The 18,762-nt window shown below is 69.0% G+C and carries 16 protein-coding genes; 6 read left to right on the top strand and 10 right to left on the bottom strand.

Annotation, left to right across the window (positions count from 1 at the left end; all coding sequences use genetic code 11):
* Positions 1-23 precede the first annotated feature (23 nt).
* The 4 genes from KZ810_RS04405 to KZ810_RS04390 form a co-directional block, all read right to left on the bottom strand.
* Entirely contained in the window at positions 24-968 is a 945-nt protein-coding gene (locus tag KZ810_RS04405; RefSeq protein ID WP_219767812.1) for an ROK family protein, read from the bottom strand.
* A gap of 41 nt (positions 969-1,009) precedes the next feature.
* A complete protein-coding gene (locus tag KZ810_RS04400; protein WP_219767811.1) occupies positions 1,010-2,227 on the bottom strand; it encodes an ROK family transcriptional regulator in 1,218 nt (405 codons plus the stop codon).
* A gap of 78 nt (positions 2,228-2,305) precedes the next feature.
* Complete coding sequence (locus tag KZ810_RS04395; RefSeq protein WP_219767810.1) at positions 2,306-3,811, bottom strand: tryptophan halogenase family protein; 1,506 nt, start codon at positions 3,809-3,811, stop codon at positions 2,306-2,308.
* Positions 3,812-3,925: 114 nt separating this feature from the next.
* Complete coding sequence (locus KZ810_RS04390) at positions 3,926-6,979, bottom strand: TonB-dependent receptor (protein WP_258044434.1); 3,054 nt, start codon at positions 6,977-6,979, stop codon at positions 3,926-3,928.
* Between the two features lie 247 nt (positions 6,980-7,226).
* Between KZ810_RS04390 and KZ810_RS04385 the strand changes: the two genes are divergently transcribed.
* Together KZ810_RS04385 and KZ810_RS04380 are read left to right on the top strand one after the other, a co-directional pair.
* On the top strand, positions 7,227-8,006 hold the full coding sequence (locus KZ810_RS04385; protein WP_219767809.1) for an SGNH/GDSL hydrolase family protein: 780 nt from the start codon (positions 7,227-7,229) through the stop codon (positions 8,004-8,006).
* The gene (locus KZ810_RS04380) at positions 8,003-9,460 is read left to right on the top strand and encodes a carboxylesterase/lipase family protein (RefSeq protein WP_219767808.1); all 1,458 of its coding nucleotides are present in this window, start codon (positions 8,003-8,005) and stop codon (positions 9,458-9,460) included. The genes KZ810_RS04385 and KZ810_RS04380 overlap by 4 nt, the downstream gene beginning before the upstream one ends.
* Positions 9,461-9,499: 39 nt before the next feature.
* Here KZ810_RS04380 and KZ810_RS04375 read toward each other — a convergent pair whose 3' ends face one another.
* The 5 genes from KZ810_RS04375 to KZ810_RS04355 all read right to left on the bottom strand — a co-directional run bounded on the left by KZ810_RS04375 (position 9,500) and on the right by KZ810_RS04355 (position 14,264).
* Positions 9,500-10,171 carry a peptidase associated/transthyretin-like domain-containing protein gene (locus KZ810_RS04375; protein WP_219767807.1) on the bottom strand — a complete coding sequence of 224 codons (672 nt, stop codon included), beginning with the start codon at positions 10,169-10,171 and terminating at the stop codon, positions 9,500-9,502.
* A gap of 139 nt (positions 10,172-10,310) precedes the next feature.
* Entirely contained in the window at positions 10,311-11,603 is a 1,293-nt protein-coding gene (locus KZ810_RS04370; RefSeq protein ID WP_219767806.1) for a sensor histidine kinase, read from the bottom strand.
* On the bottom strand, positions 11,587-12,372 hold the full coding sequence (locus KZ810_RS04365) for a response regulator (RefSeq protein ID WP_258044433.1): 786 nt from the start codon (positions 12,370-12,372) through the stop codon (positions 11,587-11,589). Before KZ810_RS04365 ends, KZ810_RS04370 begins: the two co-directional genes overlap by 17 nt.
* Positions 12,373-12,714: 342 nt before the next feature.
* The gene (locus KZ810_RS04360; protein WP_219767805.1) at positions 12,715-13,077 is read right to left on the bottom strand and encodes a response regulator; all 363 of its coding nucleotides are present in this window, start codon (positions 13,075-13,077) and stop codon (positions 12,715-12,717) included.
* Between the two features lie 101 nt (positions 13,078-13,178).
* On the bottom strand, positions 13,179-14,264 hold the full coding sequence (locus KZ810_RS04355) for a serine hydrolase domain-containing protein (protein ID WP_219767804.1): 1,086 nt from the start codon (positions 14,262-14,264) through the stop codon (positions 13,179-13,181).
* Between the two features lie 140 nt (positions 14,265-14,404).
* Between KZ810_RS04355 and KZ810_RS04350 the strand changes: the two genes are divergently transcribed.
* Positions 14,405-14,839: a hypothetical protein gene (locus KZ810_RS04350; RefSeq protein WP_219767803.1), complete on the top strand. Its 435-nt coding sequence runs from the start codon at positions 14,405-14,407 to the stop codon at positions 14,837-14,839.
* Positions 14,832-15,035, top strand: a complete 204-nt coding sequence (locus KZ810_RS04345) for a helix-turn-helix transcriptional regulator (RefSeq protein ID WP_219767802.1) — start codon at positions 14,832-14,834, stop codon at positions 15,033-15,035. The genes KZ810_RS04350 and KZ810_RS04345 overlap by 8 nt, the downstream gene beginning before the upstream one ends.
* Positions 15,036-15,223: 188 nt before the next feature.
* On the opposite strand, the gene KZ810_RS04340 is transcribed toward KZ810_RS04345, so the two are convergent.
* Positions 15,224-16,018, bottom strand: coding sequence for a hypothetical protein (locus tag KZ810_RS04340; protein ID WP_219767801.1), 795 nt, complete (start codon positions 16,016-16,018; stop codon positions 15,224-15,226).
* Between the two features lie 155 nt (positions 16,019-16,173).
* Here KZ810_RS04340 and KZ810_RS04335 point away from each other — a divergent pair, with 155 nt between their 5' ends.
* Together KZ810_RS04335 and KZ810_RS04330 are read left to right on the top strand one after the other, a co-directional pair.
* Positions 16,174-16,584 carry a hypothetical protein gene (locus KZ810_RS04335; protein WP_219767800.1) on the top strand — a complete coding sequence of 137 codons (411 nt, stop codon included), beginning with the start codon at positions 16,174-16,176 and terminating at the stop codon, positions 16,582-16,584.
* A gap of 86 nt (positions 16,585-16,670) precedes the next feature.
* Positions 16,671-18,722, top strand: coding sequence for a TonB-dependent receptor (locus KZ810_RS04330; RefSeq protein WP_219767799.1), 2,052 nt, complete (start codon positions 16,671-16,673; stop codon positions 18,720-18,722).
* The last annotated feature ends 40 nt before the right edge of the window (positions 18,723-18,762 follow it).

The following is an 18,762-nucleotide window of genomic DNA, read 5'->3' as shown; positions in this document are numbered from 1 at the left end:
GTCGGCGCGGGCGAGCGTGTCGTTCAGTGGCAGGCGGTGACGGGTTGTACCGGGTTGGCGGTCGCGGCGGGCACCACCGACAAGGCGAGCGCGATCGGGCCGAGCGGCCCCGCCGCCGCACCCAGCCCCGGCGCCGACACGTACGGCGCGGTCGCGCTCGCCGGCGGCAGGGCGAGATAATCGCCGACCAGCGCCCGCACGCGCGCGTCGATCCGCGCGGTCAGATCGGGCCGCGCGCCCAGCACCCCGCCGCCGACGAGGAACCGGCGCGGGCCGGTTGCGGCGGCGAGCGCCTGCAGCATATGCGCCACTGCCTCGACCACGCTCTCCCACACCGCATGGTCGCGCGGCAGTGTTTCGGCAGGCGCACCGACGCGCGCCGCGATCGCCGGGCCAGCGGCGAGCCCCTCGACGCACGCGCCGTGATACGGACACGCGCCCGCCCAGTCGTCGTGCGGCAGCCGCGCAACGCGCATGTGCCCCGCCTCGCAATGCCCGATCCCGCGGGTCGGCGCGCCGTTGACGATCAATCCGACCCCGACGCCCGTGCCGACCGTGACATAAGCGTAGTCGCGCAACCCCTGCGCCGCGCCCCAGCGCCCTTCCGCCAGCGCCGCGCCGTTGACGTCGGTGTCGAACGCGACGGGCACGTCGAACCGCTCGGTCAGCGTCGCCAGCACCGGTGCATCGCGCCAGCCGGGCTTCGCCGTGGTCGTGATCGTACCGTAGCCCGGTGAGCGCGGATCGAGGTCGAGCGGCCCGAACGAGGCGATGCCGAGCGCGTCGAACCCGCCCGCGTTCCACCACCGCGCCAGATGCGCGGTGATCGCGTCCAGCGTCTCGCCTGGCGCCTGCGTCGCGACCGCGTGCTGCTCGAGGATCGCGCCCGACGCGTCCGACAGGACGACGATGCATTTGGTGCCGCCCAGCTCGACCCCGGCGATGCGTTGCGTTTTCTCGTCGCGCATGGCGTCAGTCTTTCCTCATGCCGGTGTCGGCGCGTGCGTGGTCATGCCGCGGCGTCGGCACGCGTGCCGCCCGCGATGCTGTCGGCGGGGAGCATCAGATGCCCGAAACTGAGCAGAGCGGCGCCGATCGCGGGCGAATCTTCCGCCATCGCCGCGGCCTTGATCGGGGCGAGCACCGGCGCGTGCGCGCCGACCCGCCGCATCAGCACGTTGGTGCGCTGCGCCAGTTGCTCGACGAGCGCGAAGGGCAGCCGCCCGCCGATCAGCACCGCGCCGGGATTGAGCAGGCAACTGACCGCGATCATCGGCTGGACCAGCGCCTGCGCGGCGCGCGCGACCCAGTCGTGCGCGACCTGCGCGACGCGCGGATCGCGCAGGTCGAGGTCGCGGATGCTCGCGGGCTCGAGCCCGGCCTCCGCCAGCGCGCGCGCGAACCCCGCGAGCGAGACGATGCTCTGCAACTGCACGCGCTGGCCGTCGCGGTCGTCGACCAGCATGAAACCGATCTCGCCGCTGCGCCCGTCGGCCCCGCGATTGTAGAGCGAGTTCACGACCACGCCGCCGCCCAGCCCGAACGCGATCAGCAGGTAGAAAAAGCTCGAATAATGCTGCCCGAGCCCGAACTGCATCTCGCCGATCGCGGCTGCGGCGGCGTCGTTCTCGACCAGGACGGGCAGCGCGAACGGTTCGACGAACAGGCTCGCGACATCGACGGTCGACCATTGGTCGTAATCGCTCGGCCGCCCCGGCAGATCGATGCGCCCCAGATCGTCGGGCAGCGCGACGCCGATCCCGGTCAGCGACGACACGGTGACCCCGCCCTGCTGCAACAGGTCGTGGACGTTGCTGCGATAGAATTCCTGCACCTGCGCCGGCGTCGCAAAGGCGCGTTCGCAACTGATCCGCGCGCGCATCGCGCCGTCGAAATCGACCGCGACCAGCGTCAGGTGATCGCGGTCGATGTTGACGCCGATCGCGAACGCGCCGGCGGGGTTGACCACCAGCCGCGTCGCCGGCTGTCCGCGCCCGCCACGGCGTTGGCCCGCGCGTTCGAGCAGCCCTTCGTCGAGCAGGCGGTTGGTGATGTTCGAGATCGTCGCCGGGGTGAGCCCGGTCACGTCCGCGATCTCGGCACGCGTCGCGGTGCCCGCGACCCGGATCGCGTGGAGCACGACACGCTGGTTGTGCAGCCCGGCATGTTCGATGTTGGCGCCGACCAATCGGGGCTGCGTGCGGGCGGTGAAGGGATCAGAGGACATCTGATCGCGATCCTAGGGTCCGCCGCCAATAAATCAAACGTCTTGCGTTATCACCACTGGCAGATTTGAGGGGGACGGTCATGCGCACTCGCCCACCACCCGCGATAGGAAACGACCGTGCGGCTCGGCGTGGCGCAGCGTCCCCGCAATCGCGTCGCGCATCCGTGCCAGGCTGTCGCTAAGGCCCGCCGCGTCGAACTGGTCGGCGAGCGGGGAATGGCGCGCGGGCAAGTCGTCGAAACCGGCGTACATGCTCAGCCAGCTCGCGTCCTGGAACGTGTCCCATTCGTTGCGCACGAACTCGCCCGCCGACCGCCACGCGTCGAGCTTCAGCTGCAGCCCCGCGGTCGGCTCGATCGCGCGGACATGGTCCCAGAACGGCTCGCCGTGGCGCGCGTTGCCGCGGTAGTGAAGCATCAGGAAATCGCGGATCCGCTCAAACTCGAGCATCGACTGCCGGTTGTACACCGCCGCCAGCCTGGGATCGAAGCCGCGATCGGGAAAGAGCGGCAGCAACCGTTCGAGCCCCGACTGGATGAGCGTGATGCTGGTCGACTCGAGCGGTTCTAGAAAGCCCGACGACAACCCCAGCCCGACGACGTTGCGCTCCCAGAACCGGTCGCGGTGGCCGGGGGTGAAGCGGATGCGGTTGGGCGCCGCGATCGGCGCGCCCTCGAGCGCGCCGAGCAGCGCGTCCTCCGCCGCCGCATCGTCGATGAAGTCGGAGCAATAGACGTAACCGTTGCCGACGCGGTGACGCAGCGGGATGTGCCAGCGCCAGCCCGCCTCCATCGCGGTCGCGGTCGTCATCGGGCGATGCATCGCGTCACTCGCGCACGGCACCGCGACCGCGCGGTCGCACGGCAGCCAGTGGCGCCAGTCGCGATATTCCACCCCCATCGCTTCGCCGAGCAGCAGGCTGCGAAAGCCCGAGCAGTCGATCCACAGATCGCCCGTCACCTGCTCGCCGGTGTCGAGGTCGACACCCGCGACGTGGCCGTTCTCGGGATCGAGCGCGACGCGGGTGATCCGCGCGTCGCGGTGCGCGACCCCGTTGGCGAGCGCCAACCGACGCAGCAGCGCGGCGAATTTCGACGCGTCGAAATGCACCGCGAAATTGAACACGCCCAGGTCGTTGGCGGGGCGGTCGCTCGGCGGCAGGAACAGGTCACGCTCGGCGAGCTGCGTCGCGAGGCAATAGTCGCCGATCGGCGTCGTGTCGCCGGCGGCGCGCTGCCGCAGCCAGATCTGGTGAAAGGGAACGCCGCGCGCGGGCACGCCGTAGAGGCCGAAGGGATGGAAGAACGCGTGCCCGCGTGTTTTCCAGTCGGCGAAGCGGATGCCGTATTTGATCGTCGCTTCGGTCTCGCGCAGCAGCTCGGTCTCGCCGAGTTCGACCGCGGCGAAGAAGTCGCGGATTGCGGGCACGGTCGCCTCACCAACGCCGACGGTGCCGATCGCGGAGCTCTCGACCACGGTGATCACGATGCGCAGATGCGCGAGCCGGCGCGCGAGGAATGTCGCGGCCATCCACCCCGCGGTGCCGCCACCGACGATGACAATCGATCGTATCTGATCCCGCATCACATCCTCTCCTCACATCCCCTTCCTCGCGTAGCGGCGGGCCCGCGGTAAAGGGCCGCCGTGCCGGTCGAACCGGGCACGGCGGCAGGCAGGGGGGAACAGGGTATCGGGTTACTAGAAGCGCGCGCGTACGCCCGCGATGAAGCGACGCTCGTAGATGTTCTCGTTGAACACCTCGTCCTTGAACGTCAGGTAATAACGCTCGGTCTCCGCGGTCAGGTTCGATGCCTGCCCGTACAGCGTCAGATACGGCAGGATGTCGTAGCTGATCGACGCGTCGAGATAGTTGGTCGGCTGCTGATATTGCGCGAGGCCGGTGATGCCGCCGTAATCGGAGGCGGCCAGCCGCTTCGAGCGGTAATTGTACGCGACGCGCGCCTGCAGGCCGTATTGCTCGTACCAGAGCGCGGCGTTCACCTGGTGCTTCGAATTGTCCTGGAACGGTTCCTTGTTCCCCGCCAGATCGACGCGCCCGGTCTCGCCCAGCGACAGCGTGTAGTTCGCATCGATGCCGAACCCGCCGAAGAAGCCGTTGACACCGTAATCGCGCAGCGACTGGCGCGCCGATGCCTCCAGGCCCTTCAGCGTGCCGCCCTCGCCCTGCACGACGGTGGTGGTCGGCACCGCGCGCCGGATCACGCCGTCATTGTCGGGGATGTCGTTGCGGATGACGGTCGCGTTGGTGATGAACTTGTCGACCGCGATGTGGAACGCGCCCACCGCGACGAGGCTCGAGCGGCCGGTGTAATATTCGAAGCTCGCCTCGACGTTGGTCGCGCGCCACGGATCGAGGTTGGGGTTGCCGCGCGAATTGGCGCTGCTCGCCTCGAACCGGTTGGGCTGGATCGTCGTGTTGATCGCGTAATTGACGTTCAGACCGCCGCCCCATTGCAGGAAGTCGAGCAACGTCATCGTTTTCGAGAACGAGGCGCGCGCGCGCAGCTTGCTCGTCACGTCGAAGGCGACGTTGAACGACGGCAGGAAGTCGGTGAAATCGCGCTTGGTCACGACATCGCCGGTATCGAGCCCCGACAAACCATAGGGCTGGGGCGCGCCGACGAGGTTCTGGCGCACCTGGAAGCGCGTGTTGACGACCTGCAACCCGCCGTTGGCGCGATATGGCATACCGAGCAATTCACCCTCGCCCGATACCTGCGCGTAGCCGGAAATCTGCTGCAGGTTGATGCTGAACGAGTCCGCCGGGTTCACGTTGTTGATGCTGCCGGGGTAGAATTTGTTCTGCCACGCCTCGCTGTTGTCCATCGCCTTGGGATCGAGGACGAACAGCTTGGGCACGCCCGCCGCGGGGGTGGAGAATTGCTTCACCAGTCCGGCGAAGACGGGGTCGTTCGCCTGACGCGTATAGCCCGCGGTGTAGGCGTTGCCCTGCGCGTCGAGCACCGAGCATTTGGGGTCGTTCAGATTGACGTCGAACGCCTTCCATTTGACGAGGCAGCCCGCTGCCGGGTTCGCCGCATTGTCGCGGTTGCCGGCATAGAAGGGCGACACGCGCTCGAACGTGAACTGGTCGACGCTGCGTTCGCCGTAGCGGCCACCGAACTTGATGTTCAGCTGGTCGTTGGGCGACCATTCGGCATCGCCGCGCAGCGCCCAGAGGTCACCCTTCTGATACTGGTTGCCCTCCGACGAGATCGTCTTCAGCCCGTACCGCGACGCGTCGCTCGCCTGCGCCAGGAACGCGGGCGAGAAACCGAACACCGGCGCGCCGCTCGAATAATCGACCGTCGCCTTCTGGCTGTAGATCGCGTAGCCGGTCGGGTTGAAGCGCACGTCGCCGCCGAGCGAGGCGGGATAATTGCCGACGCCGTTATAGGCCCATTGCGCGCCGTTGGTCAGGCTGAACTGCGTGTACGACTGGTCGCGCTCGCGCGAGGCCTTGCCGTAGATGCCGCGCACGGTCGCCTTGAACGTGTCGCTTGGCTTCCAATCGAGTTGCAGGTTGTAGTTCTGCGACTCGCTCTTGGTGCGGAACGTCTCCGAATAGCTGTCGAAGTTCGGCAGATCGTAGGCGTAGGTCTGAATGGTGTTCAGGTGATAGCCGTTCACGATCGCGCCGGTGTCGCGCGTCGAGGTCGGCAGATACGGCGACGACTGCCAGTCGACCGATTGCAGCTGGAACCCGGCGGTGCGGTCATATTGCGTCTGGCGGGTGTAGAAACCGTCGGCGGTCAGGCGCAGCGCGTCGTTGATCTCGAACTGCATCGATGCATTGGCGCCGAACCGGTCGCGGCTGGTGATGCGGTTCCACGCGGTATGCGCCTGCGGCGCGAGGAAGATGTCGTTCGCATCGCCGTCGCCGTTGACGTCATAGCCGGTGATGACGCCCGCCGCGTTGCGCACCGGTTGCCCGCGGCTGACGCCGTTGTTGCCGACCGCGAAATCGCCCGGATTGGTCGCGCTGCCCGCCTCGCTGCGCAGCCCGATGCCAAAGTCTTGGATGCCACGGAAGCTGTTCGACAGATCGAGGTTGGCGTAGGAAGCCGACGCGAGGATCCCGAAGCGACCCGAATTGTACGAGACGAGCCCGTTGGCCGACGGATTCCACTTCTTCGTCTTGTCGCCGTACTGACCCTCGGCCGCGGCAGCGACGGTCAATCCGCTCTTCAGGTCGAACGGGCGGCGGGTCAGCAGGTCGACGGTGCCCGACAGCCCGGCCTGTTGCAGCGACGCGGTCGGCGACTTGAACACGGTCGCACCCGAGAAGAGCTGCGACGGAATGTCGGTAAAATTCGGCTGCACCGTGGTGACCGAATTGGCGCCCAGGAACTGCTCGCCGTTCAACAGCGTCGTCACCTGCGGCAGGCCGCGAATGTTGATCGCGCCGCCCTCGCCCGCCTCGCGGCGAATCTGGACGCCGGGGATGCGCTGGAGCGAATCAGAGATGGTGACGTCGGGCAGCTTGCCGATGTCCTGCGCGCTGATCGCCTCGACGACGCTGTCGGCGTTACGCTTCACCTCGATCGCGCGCGCCTGCGACGCGCGGATGCCGGTCACGACAATGTCGTCGCCCGCATTGTCGGCCTGGGTCGGTGCCGCGACGGGATCGGCCGAGGTGGTGGTCGCCTCCGGCCCGGCGTTTCCGGCGGCTTGCGCGTGCGCGGCGCCGCTCATCATCACGAGCGCGAGCGGCGATACGGCCGTGAGCATGGCACGACGCGAGGCAGTGATCATCACCAGTCAGTCCTCCCCTGTACGATTGTTCGTTTTTAATTAGACGAATTGATTTATCTATTAGGCGGATTGGCTGTCAACTGGTTTGTTGCGAGGCTTACCCGCACCACCGTCACTCGACTGCAGGCGCTCAATGCAGGCCGCCTCTAATTGAGCTTTCAAATTGCACCATTCGCGTCCTATGTGGCGACGGGCGATCAACAAGCCCATCGGGAGGATCGCCATGTCGTTGTTCGCAACCCTGCTGCTCGCCTCGATCGCGGCAGTCCCCGCCGCGCAGACGCCGCCCCCGCCCGCGCCCCCGCGCGCCGTGCCGGCCGCGGAAACCCCGCAGGCCCGCGGCGAGCGCGAGGCGGAGGAGCGGCTGCACCGCGACTGGGCATGGCTGACGCGGTATCAGGCCGCGAATGCCGCGCTCCGCCCCACGCGCGCGCCGCGCATCGTCTTTATCGGCGATTCGATCACGCAGGGCTGGATCGACAAGGCACCCTGCTTCTTCGTCGAAGGGCGGATCGATCGCGGCATCGGCGGCCAGACCACGCCGCAGATGCTCTTGCGCTTTCGGCAGGACGTGATCGATCTGGCACCCGCCGCCGTGCAGATCATGGGCGGCACCAACGACATCGCGGGCAACACCGGCCCGATGACGCTCGACCAGACGAAGGCCAACATCATGACCATGACCGAACTGGCGAGCGCCAACGGCATCCGCGTGATCCTCGCGTCGATCCCGCCCGCCGCGAACTTCCCCTGGCGTCCCGGGCTCAGCACTGCGCCGAAGATCGCGGCGATGAATGCATGGTTGAGGGACTATGCCGCGCGCAGCGGCGCGACCTACGCCGATTATTGGGGGGCGTTGCACGATGGCGAGGCGTTGAGCAGCGCGCTGACCTATGACGGTGTCCACCCCAACGAGGCGGGCTATGCGGTGATGGCGCCGGTAGCCGAGCGGGCGATCCGCGCGGCGCTGTCGCGACCGGTGCCGCGCGGCCTGGCGCGGTGATCGCGCTCGTGCTGGCGCTCGCCACGACGCCGGTGGTCACAACCCAATATGGACCGGTGCGCGGCGAGGCATTGCCGCACGGCGGCGGTGTTTTCCGCGGCATTCGCTACGCAGCCCCGCCGGTCGGCGCGCTGCGCTGGCGCCCCCCGGTTGCGCCACGCGCGTGGCGGACACCCGCGGCGGCGGTCGCCGAGCACGCCGCCTGCGCGCAGCCGATTTATGGCGCGTGGAACAGCCGCGCCGCGCGGTCGTCGAGCGAGGATTGCCTATTCCTTGATGTCCGCTCGCCTCGGCTCGACGCGCGAGCGCAGCTGCCGGTGATGGTGTGGATACACGGTGGCGGTAACCGCGGCGGCGCGGGCGGCGGCACCGTTGAATCGCGCATCACCGACCGCGGAATCGTGCTGGTCAGCATCCAGTATCGGCTCGGTGCGCTGGGTTTCCTGTCGCACCCTGCGCTCAGCGCCGAGCAACGCGGGCGATCGGGCAATTACGCGCTGATGGACCAGCAGGCGGCGCTGCGCTGGGTCCGCGACAATATCGCGCGGTTCGGCGGCGACCCGGCGCGGGTGACACTCGCGGGCGAGTCTGCCGGCGCGCAAGACGTCGGATTGCAGATGCTCTCGCCTGCCGCGCGCGGGCTGTTCGCCGGTGCGATCGAGCAGAGCGGAACGCCGGGGTTCGGCGTCCCGCCGCGGACGCTGGCGCAGAACGAACGCCTGGGTGCCGCGATCGTCGCGCGCGCCGGCGTGCGCAGTCCCGTAACCGCGGGAGCTCTCCGTGCGCTGCCGGTGTCCGCGATCCTCGACGCGCAGGAGCAGGTCGCGGTCCCGAACATCGACGATCCGAGCTTCATCTGGCTGCAGGCGATCGTCGACGGTCGCGTCCTGCGCGAAACGCCAGCGGAGGCGCTAGCGGCGGGCCGTATCGCGCGGGTGCCACTGCTGATCGGTGTCAACGCACAGGAATTCAGCAATTATCGCGAGCGTGATCTCGCGCGAGTGATCATGCGCGAGTTCCCCCGAAACGCGGCCGCCGTCGCCAAGGCTTACGGGCTGGAAGGAGGGCCTGTATCCGCTTCCCGCTTGGGCGATGCGGCGATGCAATTGGGTACCGACTTGGTCTTTCGCTGCCCTACGCTCGCGGTGGCACGCCAAGTAGCCGTGGCGGGGGCGCCAGTGTGGCAATATCAGTTCGACTACGCCCGCCCCGGCAGCCCAGTAGCGCACGGCAGCGAGATCGGCCTGATCCTCAACACGCCGCCGCCCGGCGCGCCGCGATTGCAGGACTATTGGTCAAACTTTGTTCGGCGCGGCGACCCGAACCGGAACGGGCTGACCTACTGGCCGCGATTCAATGGCATCACGCGACGCTATCTCGCCTTCGAGCAACGCAAGACGATCGCGCGTACCGGATTGCGCGACGCGATCTGCCGCTGGCGGACGATGCCCTAAGCGCGACCCTCACGGCGCTATCACGGAATAGGCCGCACTTCAGCGCGCGATGCCGATAACGGCGCTGGCTGGGTAGCCCGCGGAGGCAGTGCCGGTGAGGGTCGGCGTCTGTTGCGCGATCTGCGCTGCGGTATTGCCGCCGGAGACATTGTCGGACGATAGCGAGACGCGCGCGAAATTGGTGCTGCTCGACGGATAGATCGCGGTGTCCGAGTACACCGCGGTGCAGGCCGCCGCCGACATGGCGAGCTGTGACGTCAGCACCGCGTAACGCCCCGACAAGGCATTCGAAAGACTGGAGAAGACCTCGAAATGGAAGTGCGGCCAGCGGATGTCGGAGCGGACGATCCCGCTGAGCGTCAGCACGTTCGAGGTCGAGCCACTGGCGGTGTTGGTGCCGTCGCCGGGATAAGGGCCCGCGGTTTCGGCCGGGTCGGCGATACAGGCAGCGGTGGCGGATGATGTCGTCGTCGCGGTCGGCGTAGGTGTCGGGGTTGCCGTCGTGGTGGTGGCGGTCGACGTCGCGGCATCGCCGTCGCTTCCGCCGCAGCCCGAGACCAGCGCGGCGGTGCCCGCGCCGACGAACCATTGCAGCGCCCGACGCCGCTCGAGCAGCCGGTTCAACCGCGGCAGGTCGTCGGTCATGCCGTGACCGTGGCCGTGGCTGTCATCGTGATCGTGATCGCCGGAGGTGATGGGGTCGTGATGCATGGCGGTCTCCCGGAAGGTCGAATGTCCTTCTGGGCACCGCGGCTCACGCGCGTATGTCGTCGGGCGGCGGCAATGTTACTGGACGTGACCACCCACAGCGACACGGTTGCGACGGCGACATCCGTTCATACCGCGGCGTTCATACCGCGAGCGGCAGGATCACGCGCGCGCGGCCACCGGTCGGCCCGTTCTCGAGCAGCGCCTCGCCGTCGTGGCGCGCCGCGATCGAGCGTACGATCGCGAGGCCGAGCCCCGTCCCCCCGGTCGCGCGGTTGCGCGACGGGTCGCCGCGTACGAACGGCTCGAACAGCCGCTCGACCTGCGCCACGTCGACGCCGGGGCCGTGATCGTCGATCGTGACCTCGACCAGCCCGCTATCGATCCGCCACGCGATCGCCGCCTGCTGCCCGTAGCGGACCGCATTCTCGACCAGATTGCCGAACAGGCGGCGCAGCGCGACGCTGTCGCCGCGGACGATCGCGCGCGGTCCCGGTGCCACCGTCACCGCGCCGCCGGCGTCGGCGACGTCGACGTCGTCGGCGAGGCTTTCGAGGAGGCTGCCGAGATCAAGACGTTCGCGCGCGCCGACCGCCTCGTCGCGTGCGAACGAGAGCGCCGCCGCGATCAGCCCGCGCATCTCGGCGATGTCGGCGGCGGCGCGGTCACGCGCGGCCTCGGGCAATTGCTCGACGCGGAAGGCGAGCCGCGACAGGGGCGTGCCGAGATCGTGCGCGATCGCGGCGAGCATCGTGGTGCGCCCCTCGGCGTGTTTCGCCAGCCGCGCGTGCATCGAGGCGACCGCGCTCGACAGCGCGCGCACCTCGCGCGCGCCGCCGCTCGGGAGTTCCGAGAGTTCGGCACCCGCGCGTGCGCGTTCCGCAGCGCGCGCGACCGCGCGTACCGGGCGCGAGATCGCCTGCGCGATCATCCAGGCCGGAATCGCGAGCGCGACCACCGCGAGCAGCATCGCGAACAGCGTCTTCATGTGCCACGGCGCGAGCCACGGCCGCGCCGTCTCGACCACGCGCCAGCCAGACGGGGTGCGCCGCGCGAGCACGAAATCGGGACCGAACGCGCCCATCTCCTGCGGCGAGGGCCGCCGCGTATAAGCGACGATGTCGTCCGCGCGCACGCCAAGGCTGGTCGCCAGCGCCCGCCGCGCGGCGGGGTCGACGCGCAGGCTGCGGAACGGCCCCGGGGCGGCGTCGCGCATCGACACGTCGAGATTGCGCCCGGCGGCACGCGGCGCTTCACCGGTGCGCAGCGCCTGCGTCACCGTCGCGAGCGACTGCCCCGTGCGCCGCGGCGGCGGGCCGCTGAAGGTCACGGCGAAGATCGTCGCGGCGACGACCACGACCGACGCGATCACCAGTGCGAAGATCGGCCACGCGATCGTGCGGCCGCCGACGCGGCGCTCAGCGGCGCTCGACATCGGCCGCGAACATATAGCCTTCGTTGCGGACGGTGCGGATCAGTTCGTCGCCCCGCCCCCCGGCGCTGCCGCCGCCACTGCTGCCGCCGTCGCGCATCAGCTTGCGGCGCAGCCGGCTGACCTGCACGTCGATCGCGCGGTCGAAATGCTCGGCATTGGCCCCGCGCGAATGGTCGAGCAGAAAATCGCGCGTCAGCACGCGGCGCGGATGATCGACAAAGGTCATCAGCAACCGGAATTCGCCGTCGGACAGGTTGATGACGACGTCGTCGGGATCGAACAGCTGCCGCGCGATCGCGTCGAGCCGCCAGCCCGCGAAGCGCTGGAAATGGCGACCGGGGGCGGCGGCGGACGTCGCCGGCCGTTCGCCCTGCCGGCGCAGCACCGAGCGGATGCGCGCGAGCAGTTCGCGCGGCGAGGCGGGTTTCGCGATATAATCGTCGGCGCCCATCTCCAGTCCGACGATCCGGTCGACCTCTTCGCCGATCACCGACATGACGATGATCGCGGGCGCGGTCGCGCGGTCGAGCGAGCGCAGGATCGACAGACCGTCCTCGCCCGGCATCATCACGTCGAGGACGATCAGCGCGTAGCTTTCCTGCTCGAGCGCCTTTCGCATCGCGACGCCGTCCTCGACCGCGTCGACGTCGTAGCCGTGCGCGTGGAGGAATTGCCGCGTCAGCTCGCGGATGTCGGGATCGTCATCGACGATGAGGAGGCGCGCGCCGCGATCCATCAGATCGTCGACACCGATGTGGGTCTGGAACATGCTGGCGACATTTGCATCACGGCGTATCGCGCGCGTTGCAGCCCCGCAATATGACCAAAAGACGATCCGGTGTGACGTTTATGGCACATGCTGCCGGGGTCTTCGGCTGAGCGACCGCGGACGCGCGATCGATGACGCCGTGACATGATGGCAACGCGTGAGCGACCGGCGGTGGGGCGCAGCGGCGGACGCCGGCGCGGTCGACACGCATGGCCCCGACATCCGCCTCGACCGGTCCCGCGCGTGATCACAGCGCCGACCGTCGTCCGAGGCGGAACGCCGGATGACGAACAATCTGCCCCCCGCGGCTCGCCGCGGCGTCGGCCCCGTGCGGCGCGGGCGTCAGGGATTGGGGGATGCTTCCTTCGCGAGCGAGAAGGCGGTGGCGAGGTCGTCGTAGGAAAATGGCTTGGTCAGGATCGCGACGGCGTGATCGCACGGCTCGCATTCGTCCGCGAGCGCGGTGATGAAGATCGTCGGGAGCGCGCCGTGCGCTGCCCTGATCGCCTCGACCGCATGCGGCCCGCGCCCGCCCTTGATGCGGACGTCGGAGGTGATGACCGTCGGCGGATGCGCGTCGGCCATGCAGATCGCCTGCGCCTCGCTCGCCGCGACATCGAACGACCGGGCCCCCTCGCAGGTGAGGAAATCGCAGATGATCTCGGCGATGAGCGGTTCGTCTTCGATGACCAGAACGTGGCACATGCGAGGCATCCCTTGATCGATATCAAGGTTGAATGGACGGCATCGCTGATTGTTCATCGCGATCGGTGGCTGGTCGGCGGAGGGGGGGGACGGGTTCCGGGTCAGCTCATCTGCCCGCGAAGGAAGGCGATCAGCCTCGGGTCGCTGCGCGTCTGCGCGAGGATCGGCAGGATGACCCGCCAGCCGTTGTCGCTGTTGGTCAGAATGACGATCCCGTCGCCGCGCGCGCGGTCGATCGCGGCGAAGGTGAAGGCGCCGGCATCCTTGCCGGTGTGGAGCATCGTCGTCCCGCCGGGGAAACCGAGCAACTGCCAGCCGAGTCCGAACCCCGTCCACGGCGGGCAGGTGCGCGCTTTCGTTCCGGTGCAGATGTTGGATGTCAGGTCGGCCTGCGATGCGCTGCGAGCGGCGGCGACGGAGGCGGTGATGCCCGTGTCGTTGCGGACGTCGATCAGGAAGCGCGCATAGTCGCGCGCCGTCGCGTGCGCGAGATCCGCCGCATTGTACCGCGTCACCCGCGCGACCGGCAGCGGCCTGCCCGCCTCGTCATAGGGCACCGCGATCGCGGTGGTCCTGCCTTGCGCCGACACGTACCCCGATGCGCGCATGTGCGCCGGGCGGAACAGCCATTGCCCCGCCAGCGCCGTGAACGGCTGGCGGGTACGGCGCTCGGCATAGCGGGCCGCATATTGATAGCCCTCGCCCGAATAGCCGGTCGTCGTGCCCGGATCGTGATCGAACGCCAGTCCGTGCGCGCCGCGCCAGTTGGGCAGACCGGTGCGGTGACTGAGCGCCATGCGGGCGGTCAGCGTCAGCCGCCGGGGATCGCGCGCGAGGTCGGGATCGCTCCAGTAGCGATCCAACGGTTCGTCGAGCGACAGCCTGCCCGCCGACACCAGCCGCAGGATGACCTCCGCAGTCAACGGCTTGGTCAGCGAGGCGAGGTTGTACGGCGTGGCAACGGTCGCGGCGCGGCCGGGACCGGCGGTGCCCCAGGCCTGCACCCGGACGATCCGGCCGCCGCGGATCACGGCGATCGACGCGCTCTCGACGCGCTGCTCGCGCAGGATGCGGACGATATCCGACGGCGTGCGGCCGGTTGCCGCCTGCGCCGCGCCGCCGCCGCCGCCGGCGGCCAGTGCGATCAAGGTGGCGTACGTCAGCGCGCGGATTGCTGTGTTGGTCATGTATGACAGTAACCGGCCGAGGGGCGCATGACAACATCGTTCGCCGCGGCCGAAGGCCGACGACCATTGCTTGACGCTGTGTAACCCACAGGTTACTTGTAACCCGAAGGTGACTTCACACGAGAAGACGGGAGGCGGGGATGAAGGCGGGGATCAAATCACCGGATCAGATGTCGGCGCGGCGCGGCACCATCGTGTTCCTGAACGCGCTCGCGGCGGCCGCCTTTTCCACCGTGGCGATCGGCCGGGCCGGTGTTCATCCGGGGCGCGATCCGATCTTCGCATTGCTGTGGGCGGTGTGGATGGCGGTGCCGCTGATCTGGGTGTTCGGGATCCCGGGTTACCTCCGCTGGTCGAAGATCGAGCGGTCGATCGTCAACGACGAACGCGTGCGCGCGCATCAGGCCGCCGCCGCGCGCGTGGGTTTGGGCGTCGCGATCGCCAGTCTGGCGATCCTGTCGTCGGCGGCGTTCACGGGCACGGTTTTTCCGGCGTGGGCGGCCCCGGCGCTCGCCACCGGCACGGTCGTCGTCACCGCGCTGGTGTTCGCGTGGCTGGAGCGACGGGATGGGTGAACTCGTCGCGCATCTGAAGGAACATCGGACCGCGGCCGGGTTGACGCAGCAGGAGCTTGCCGACCGGGTCGGCGTGTCGCGCAAGACGATCAACACGGTGGAGAACGGCGTGTTCGTGCCGTCGACCATCCTCGCGCTCAAGCTCGCGCGCAGCCTCGACACCACGGTCGAGGCGTTGTTCACGCTGGCGGCGTGATGCGCACGCCGCCGCGGTCAGGCTAGCGCAGCAGTGCCAGCAGCCACCGCAGGCCGATCAGCGCCATCGGCAGCATGACCAGCAGGCCGATCGCCCATCTCTGCCACGTCATCGTGCGCTCGGTCATCATCGCGGCCCCCTCAGCTATCGATGATGCGCGCGCGCCGGCGCTGCGGCAAGCGGCGGCATCACGGCGTCGGTCGCCACCCCGGCCCGAACACGAGCGCGAAGGCGGCGAGCGTTGCGGCACCGACGAGCAGCATCTGACGGTTGGGCGGCAGCGCGAACGGCTTCGGCGTACCCGACGGGTCGATCTTCGCGCCGACGCGGAGCAGCCCGGCCAGCCCGCCGAAGGTCGAGGCCGCGGCCGACATGATCGTCACGAACACGCCGATCGGATTGAGCAGGCCGACGATCAGTGCGCCGACGCCGGCGGTGAGATAATAGCCCAGCGTCACTTCCCTGCGCGCGGGCAAGGTGGCGGGGCCATCGCCGAGCATCGACGACAGCGTTCGCGCACCCAGCCGGATGAGGAACGCGTAGGCGGCGATCCCCACCGCCGCCTCGACATAGGCGAAATAGACCGGGATACCGTGGTTCGCGAGCGCGCCGCCCCGCCCGATCCCGAAATCGCCCGCCCCGGTGATACCCGAGAAGGCGGGATAACCGGCCGCGACGAAGGCTTGCGTCAACCATACCAGCCACAGGACGAGGCGCGTCGCATCACCCGTCGCGCGCCGCCACAGCGCGAAGGCGACGAGCGAGAGGAGGACGTTCACGCCCGCGCCGGCGCAGGCGACGAGAACGTCGGCGACGCCCGTCAGCCCGGTGCACTGGACGTAGAAGGCCCCGATCTCGCGGACGTGCCCGCCCGGGATCGCGCACGCCGCGGCGTGGCCGCCGATTTCGTGCCACATCGTCAGAACCGGCATCAGAAACATCGCCCACCCGACGATGGTGAAGCGATCGATCACGCGGTGCATGTATCCCCCCCGACAATTGCTGCCGAGCTTGGACGATGGCGGCGCCGGCTCCAAGCGGGAAGATGGGCCCAACCGCGTGAGGGTGACGGCGAGGCGGTCGGGGTGGGACGGATTGTCCCGGTGACATGGCCCACGGCAGCGGATATCGAGCCGCGGTGCAGTCCGTCCGGCATCTTCTGGCGCAACGCCGTCTGGCCGTGCTGATCTGCGCGGCGACGCTGCTGTTGAAGTTGCTGATACCGACCGGGTACATGATCGATACCACCCGTGGTCAGATCGCGATCACCTTGTGCCCCGGTGTCGCGCCGGCCGCGGCAGCGATGGACATGCCGGGGATGCACGGCGAGATGCCGGATCACGGCAAGTCGAAGGACCACGGCCAGACCGAGATGCCGTGCGCCTTTTCCGGCCTGTCGGCGGCGATGACGGGCGCGATCGATCCGATCCAGCTCGCCGCGCTGATCGCGTTCGTGATGGCGATCATGCTGACATGGGCGATACCGCCGGCCACGGCTGACCCGGCGTATCTGCGACCACCGCTGCGGGGGCCACCCGCGCGCCTTTGACGTGACCACCGCGCGCCTGCCCTGCCGGCGCGCATTCATGTTTCACGGCCGGCGTCCCGAACGCGCGGCCGGTCAAAGGTATTGCCATGTTCCGATCCTACCTGCTGACGGGGGGCGCGCTGTCGTGTCTGCTCGCGGCTGCACCCGCGTTCGGCGAGGCCGCCGTGCCCGCCGCCCCGGACGAGATCGTCGTCACCGCCACCCGCTCGGCGCGCGCGCTGACCGACGTGCCCGCGAGCGTTTCCGTCGTCACCAGCGAGCAGATCGAGGGAACACCCGCGCGCACGATCGACGACGTGCTGCGCCGCGTGCCCTCGGTCGACCTGCCGATCGCCGGCACCAACGAGCAGCACCCGACCAACACGATCGTGTCGATGCGCGGCCTGTCGGGCATCCGTTCACTCGTCCTGTTAGACGGCGTGCCGATCAACGATCCCTTCTTCGGCTACGTCCAATGGAGCGAGGTGCCGCTCGCGACGATCGATCGGGTGGAGGTCGTGCGCGGCGGGGGCGCGCCGCTGTGGGGCAATTACGCGATGGGCGGCGTCATCAACATCCTGACCCGCCCGATCGACCGGACCGCAATGGTGGCGGAGGCCGCGGGCGGCAGTCGCGGCAGCTACCGGGCGGACGGCCACGCCGCATTGGCCGGCGCGGGCTATGGCATCGGCATCGACGCGGGGGTCAATCACAGCGACGGCTATGTCGAGCAGGTGGAACAGGCGCGTGGCGCGGCCAGCGTGCCGACCTCGTTCACCGCGCGGACGGTGGCCGTCTCGGGTAACGCCGATCTTTCACCCGACGTCACCGTGCGGGCGCGCGTCAGCCGTTACGACAACAACCAGACGTTCCTGACGCGCGCGAACACGAACGATCAGCGCACGTGGCGCTACACCGGGACGCTCGGCTGGACGCCGCGCGCGGGTGGCTCGGTCGAGCTGACCGCGTTCGGCAACGACGAGCGGTTCGTGACCAACAATCCCGGCGCGCCCGAGGGGGCCGATCCGAACGACGTCGAGTTCGTCCAGAACAGCCACCGCACCCGCGCGAACGACTGGGGCGCTTCGCTGATCTGGACGCAGACCTTCGCGGGTCCGATCCGCGCACTATCGGTGGGGGCGGATTATCACGCCATCCACGGCCGCGACCGCGCGCGCATCCTCGATGAGACCGGGGCGCTGGTCCGCGTCGACACGGGGTCGGGCCGACAGCGGTTCATCGGCGGCTTCGCGCAGGCCGACATCCGCCCCGTCGATCGCCTGCAGCTGCTGCTGAGCGTCCGCTATCAGGATTTCTACAGCGACGACGGTGTCGACGACACGCCGGGCGGGCTTGGCCGGGTGGCGAGCCGCCACGACAGTGACGTCGATCCGCGCCTGTCGATCCGGTATCAGCTTCCCGCGGGGGTCGCGCTGCGCGGTGCGATCTACCGGGCGTTCCGCGCGCCGACGCTCGACAACCTGTACCGGGGAGCATCCGTCCCCGGCTACATCCTGTACGGCAATGCCGCATTGAAGCCCGAGACGCTGGAGGGCGTCGAGGCGGGGTTCGACGTGGATCGCGGTGCCGTGCGCGTCCAGGCGACCGCCTATGCCAGCCGCATCGCCGATTTCCTGACCTATCGCTATCTCGACCCTGCGACACTGCCCGCGGGGTTCGATATCGGCGCGCGCCTGATCAACGCCGGCCGCGCGCGCAGCCGCGGCGTCGAGGCGGAGCTGACGTGGCGGCGGAGCGAGACGCTTACCGGCACGCTCGCCTACACCTACGCCGATTCGATCGTCACGCGGAACCCAGAAGACCCCGCCAGCATCGGCAGGCAGCAGCCGGGCATCCCCCGGCACCGCGCGAGCGCGAGCATCGACTGGACCGGGCCCTATGGCATCACGATCAGCCCGCGTGTCCGTTACCTGTCACGCACCAACGGCGACCCCGACGCGATCTATCGGACCGACGCCCATTTCATCGCCGATCTGGGCGCGAGCGTGGCTGCCGGGCGCGACGTCGAGGTCTTCGGCCAGATCGAGAATCTGTTCGACCGCCGCTACATCGGCACCAACGACGGGTTCACCGCGCCGCTCTACGGCAAGCCGTTCACCGCCGTCGCCGGTGTGCGGGTGAGGATCGGTGATCGATAGCGGGTCGGGGCGGGGTCGGGCGTCCGGCAGGTGATGGTCG

The sequence above is a fragment of the Sphingomonas citricola genome (genome assembly GCF_019429535.1).
GTDB classification, from domain to species: Bacteria; Pseudomonadota; Alphaproteobacteria; order Sphingomonadales; family Sphingomonadaceae; genus Sphingomonas; species Sphingomonas citricola.
The sequence above is the reverse complement of the archived record's forward strand: the minus strand, read 5'-3'. Positions and strand labels throughout refer to the sequence as shown.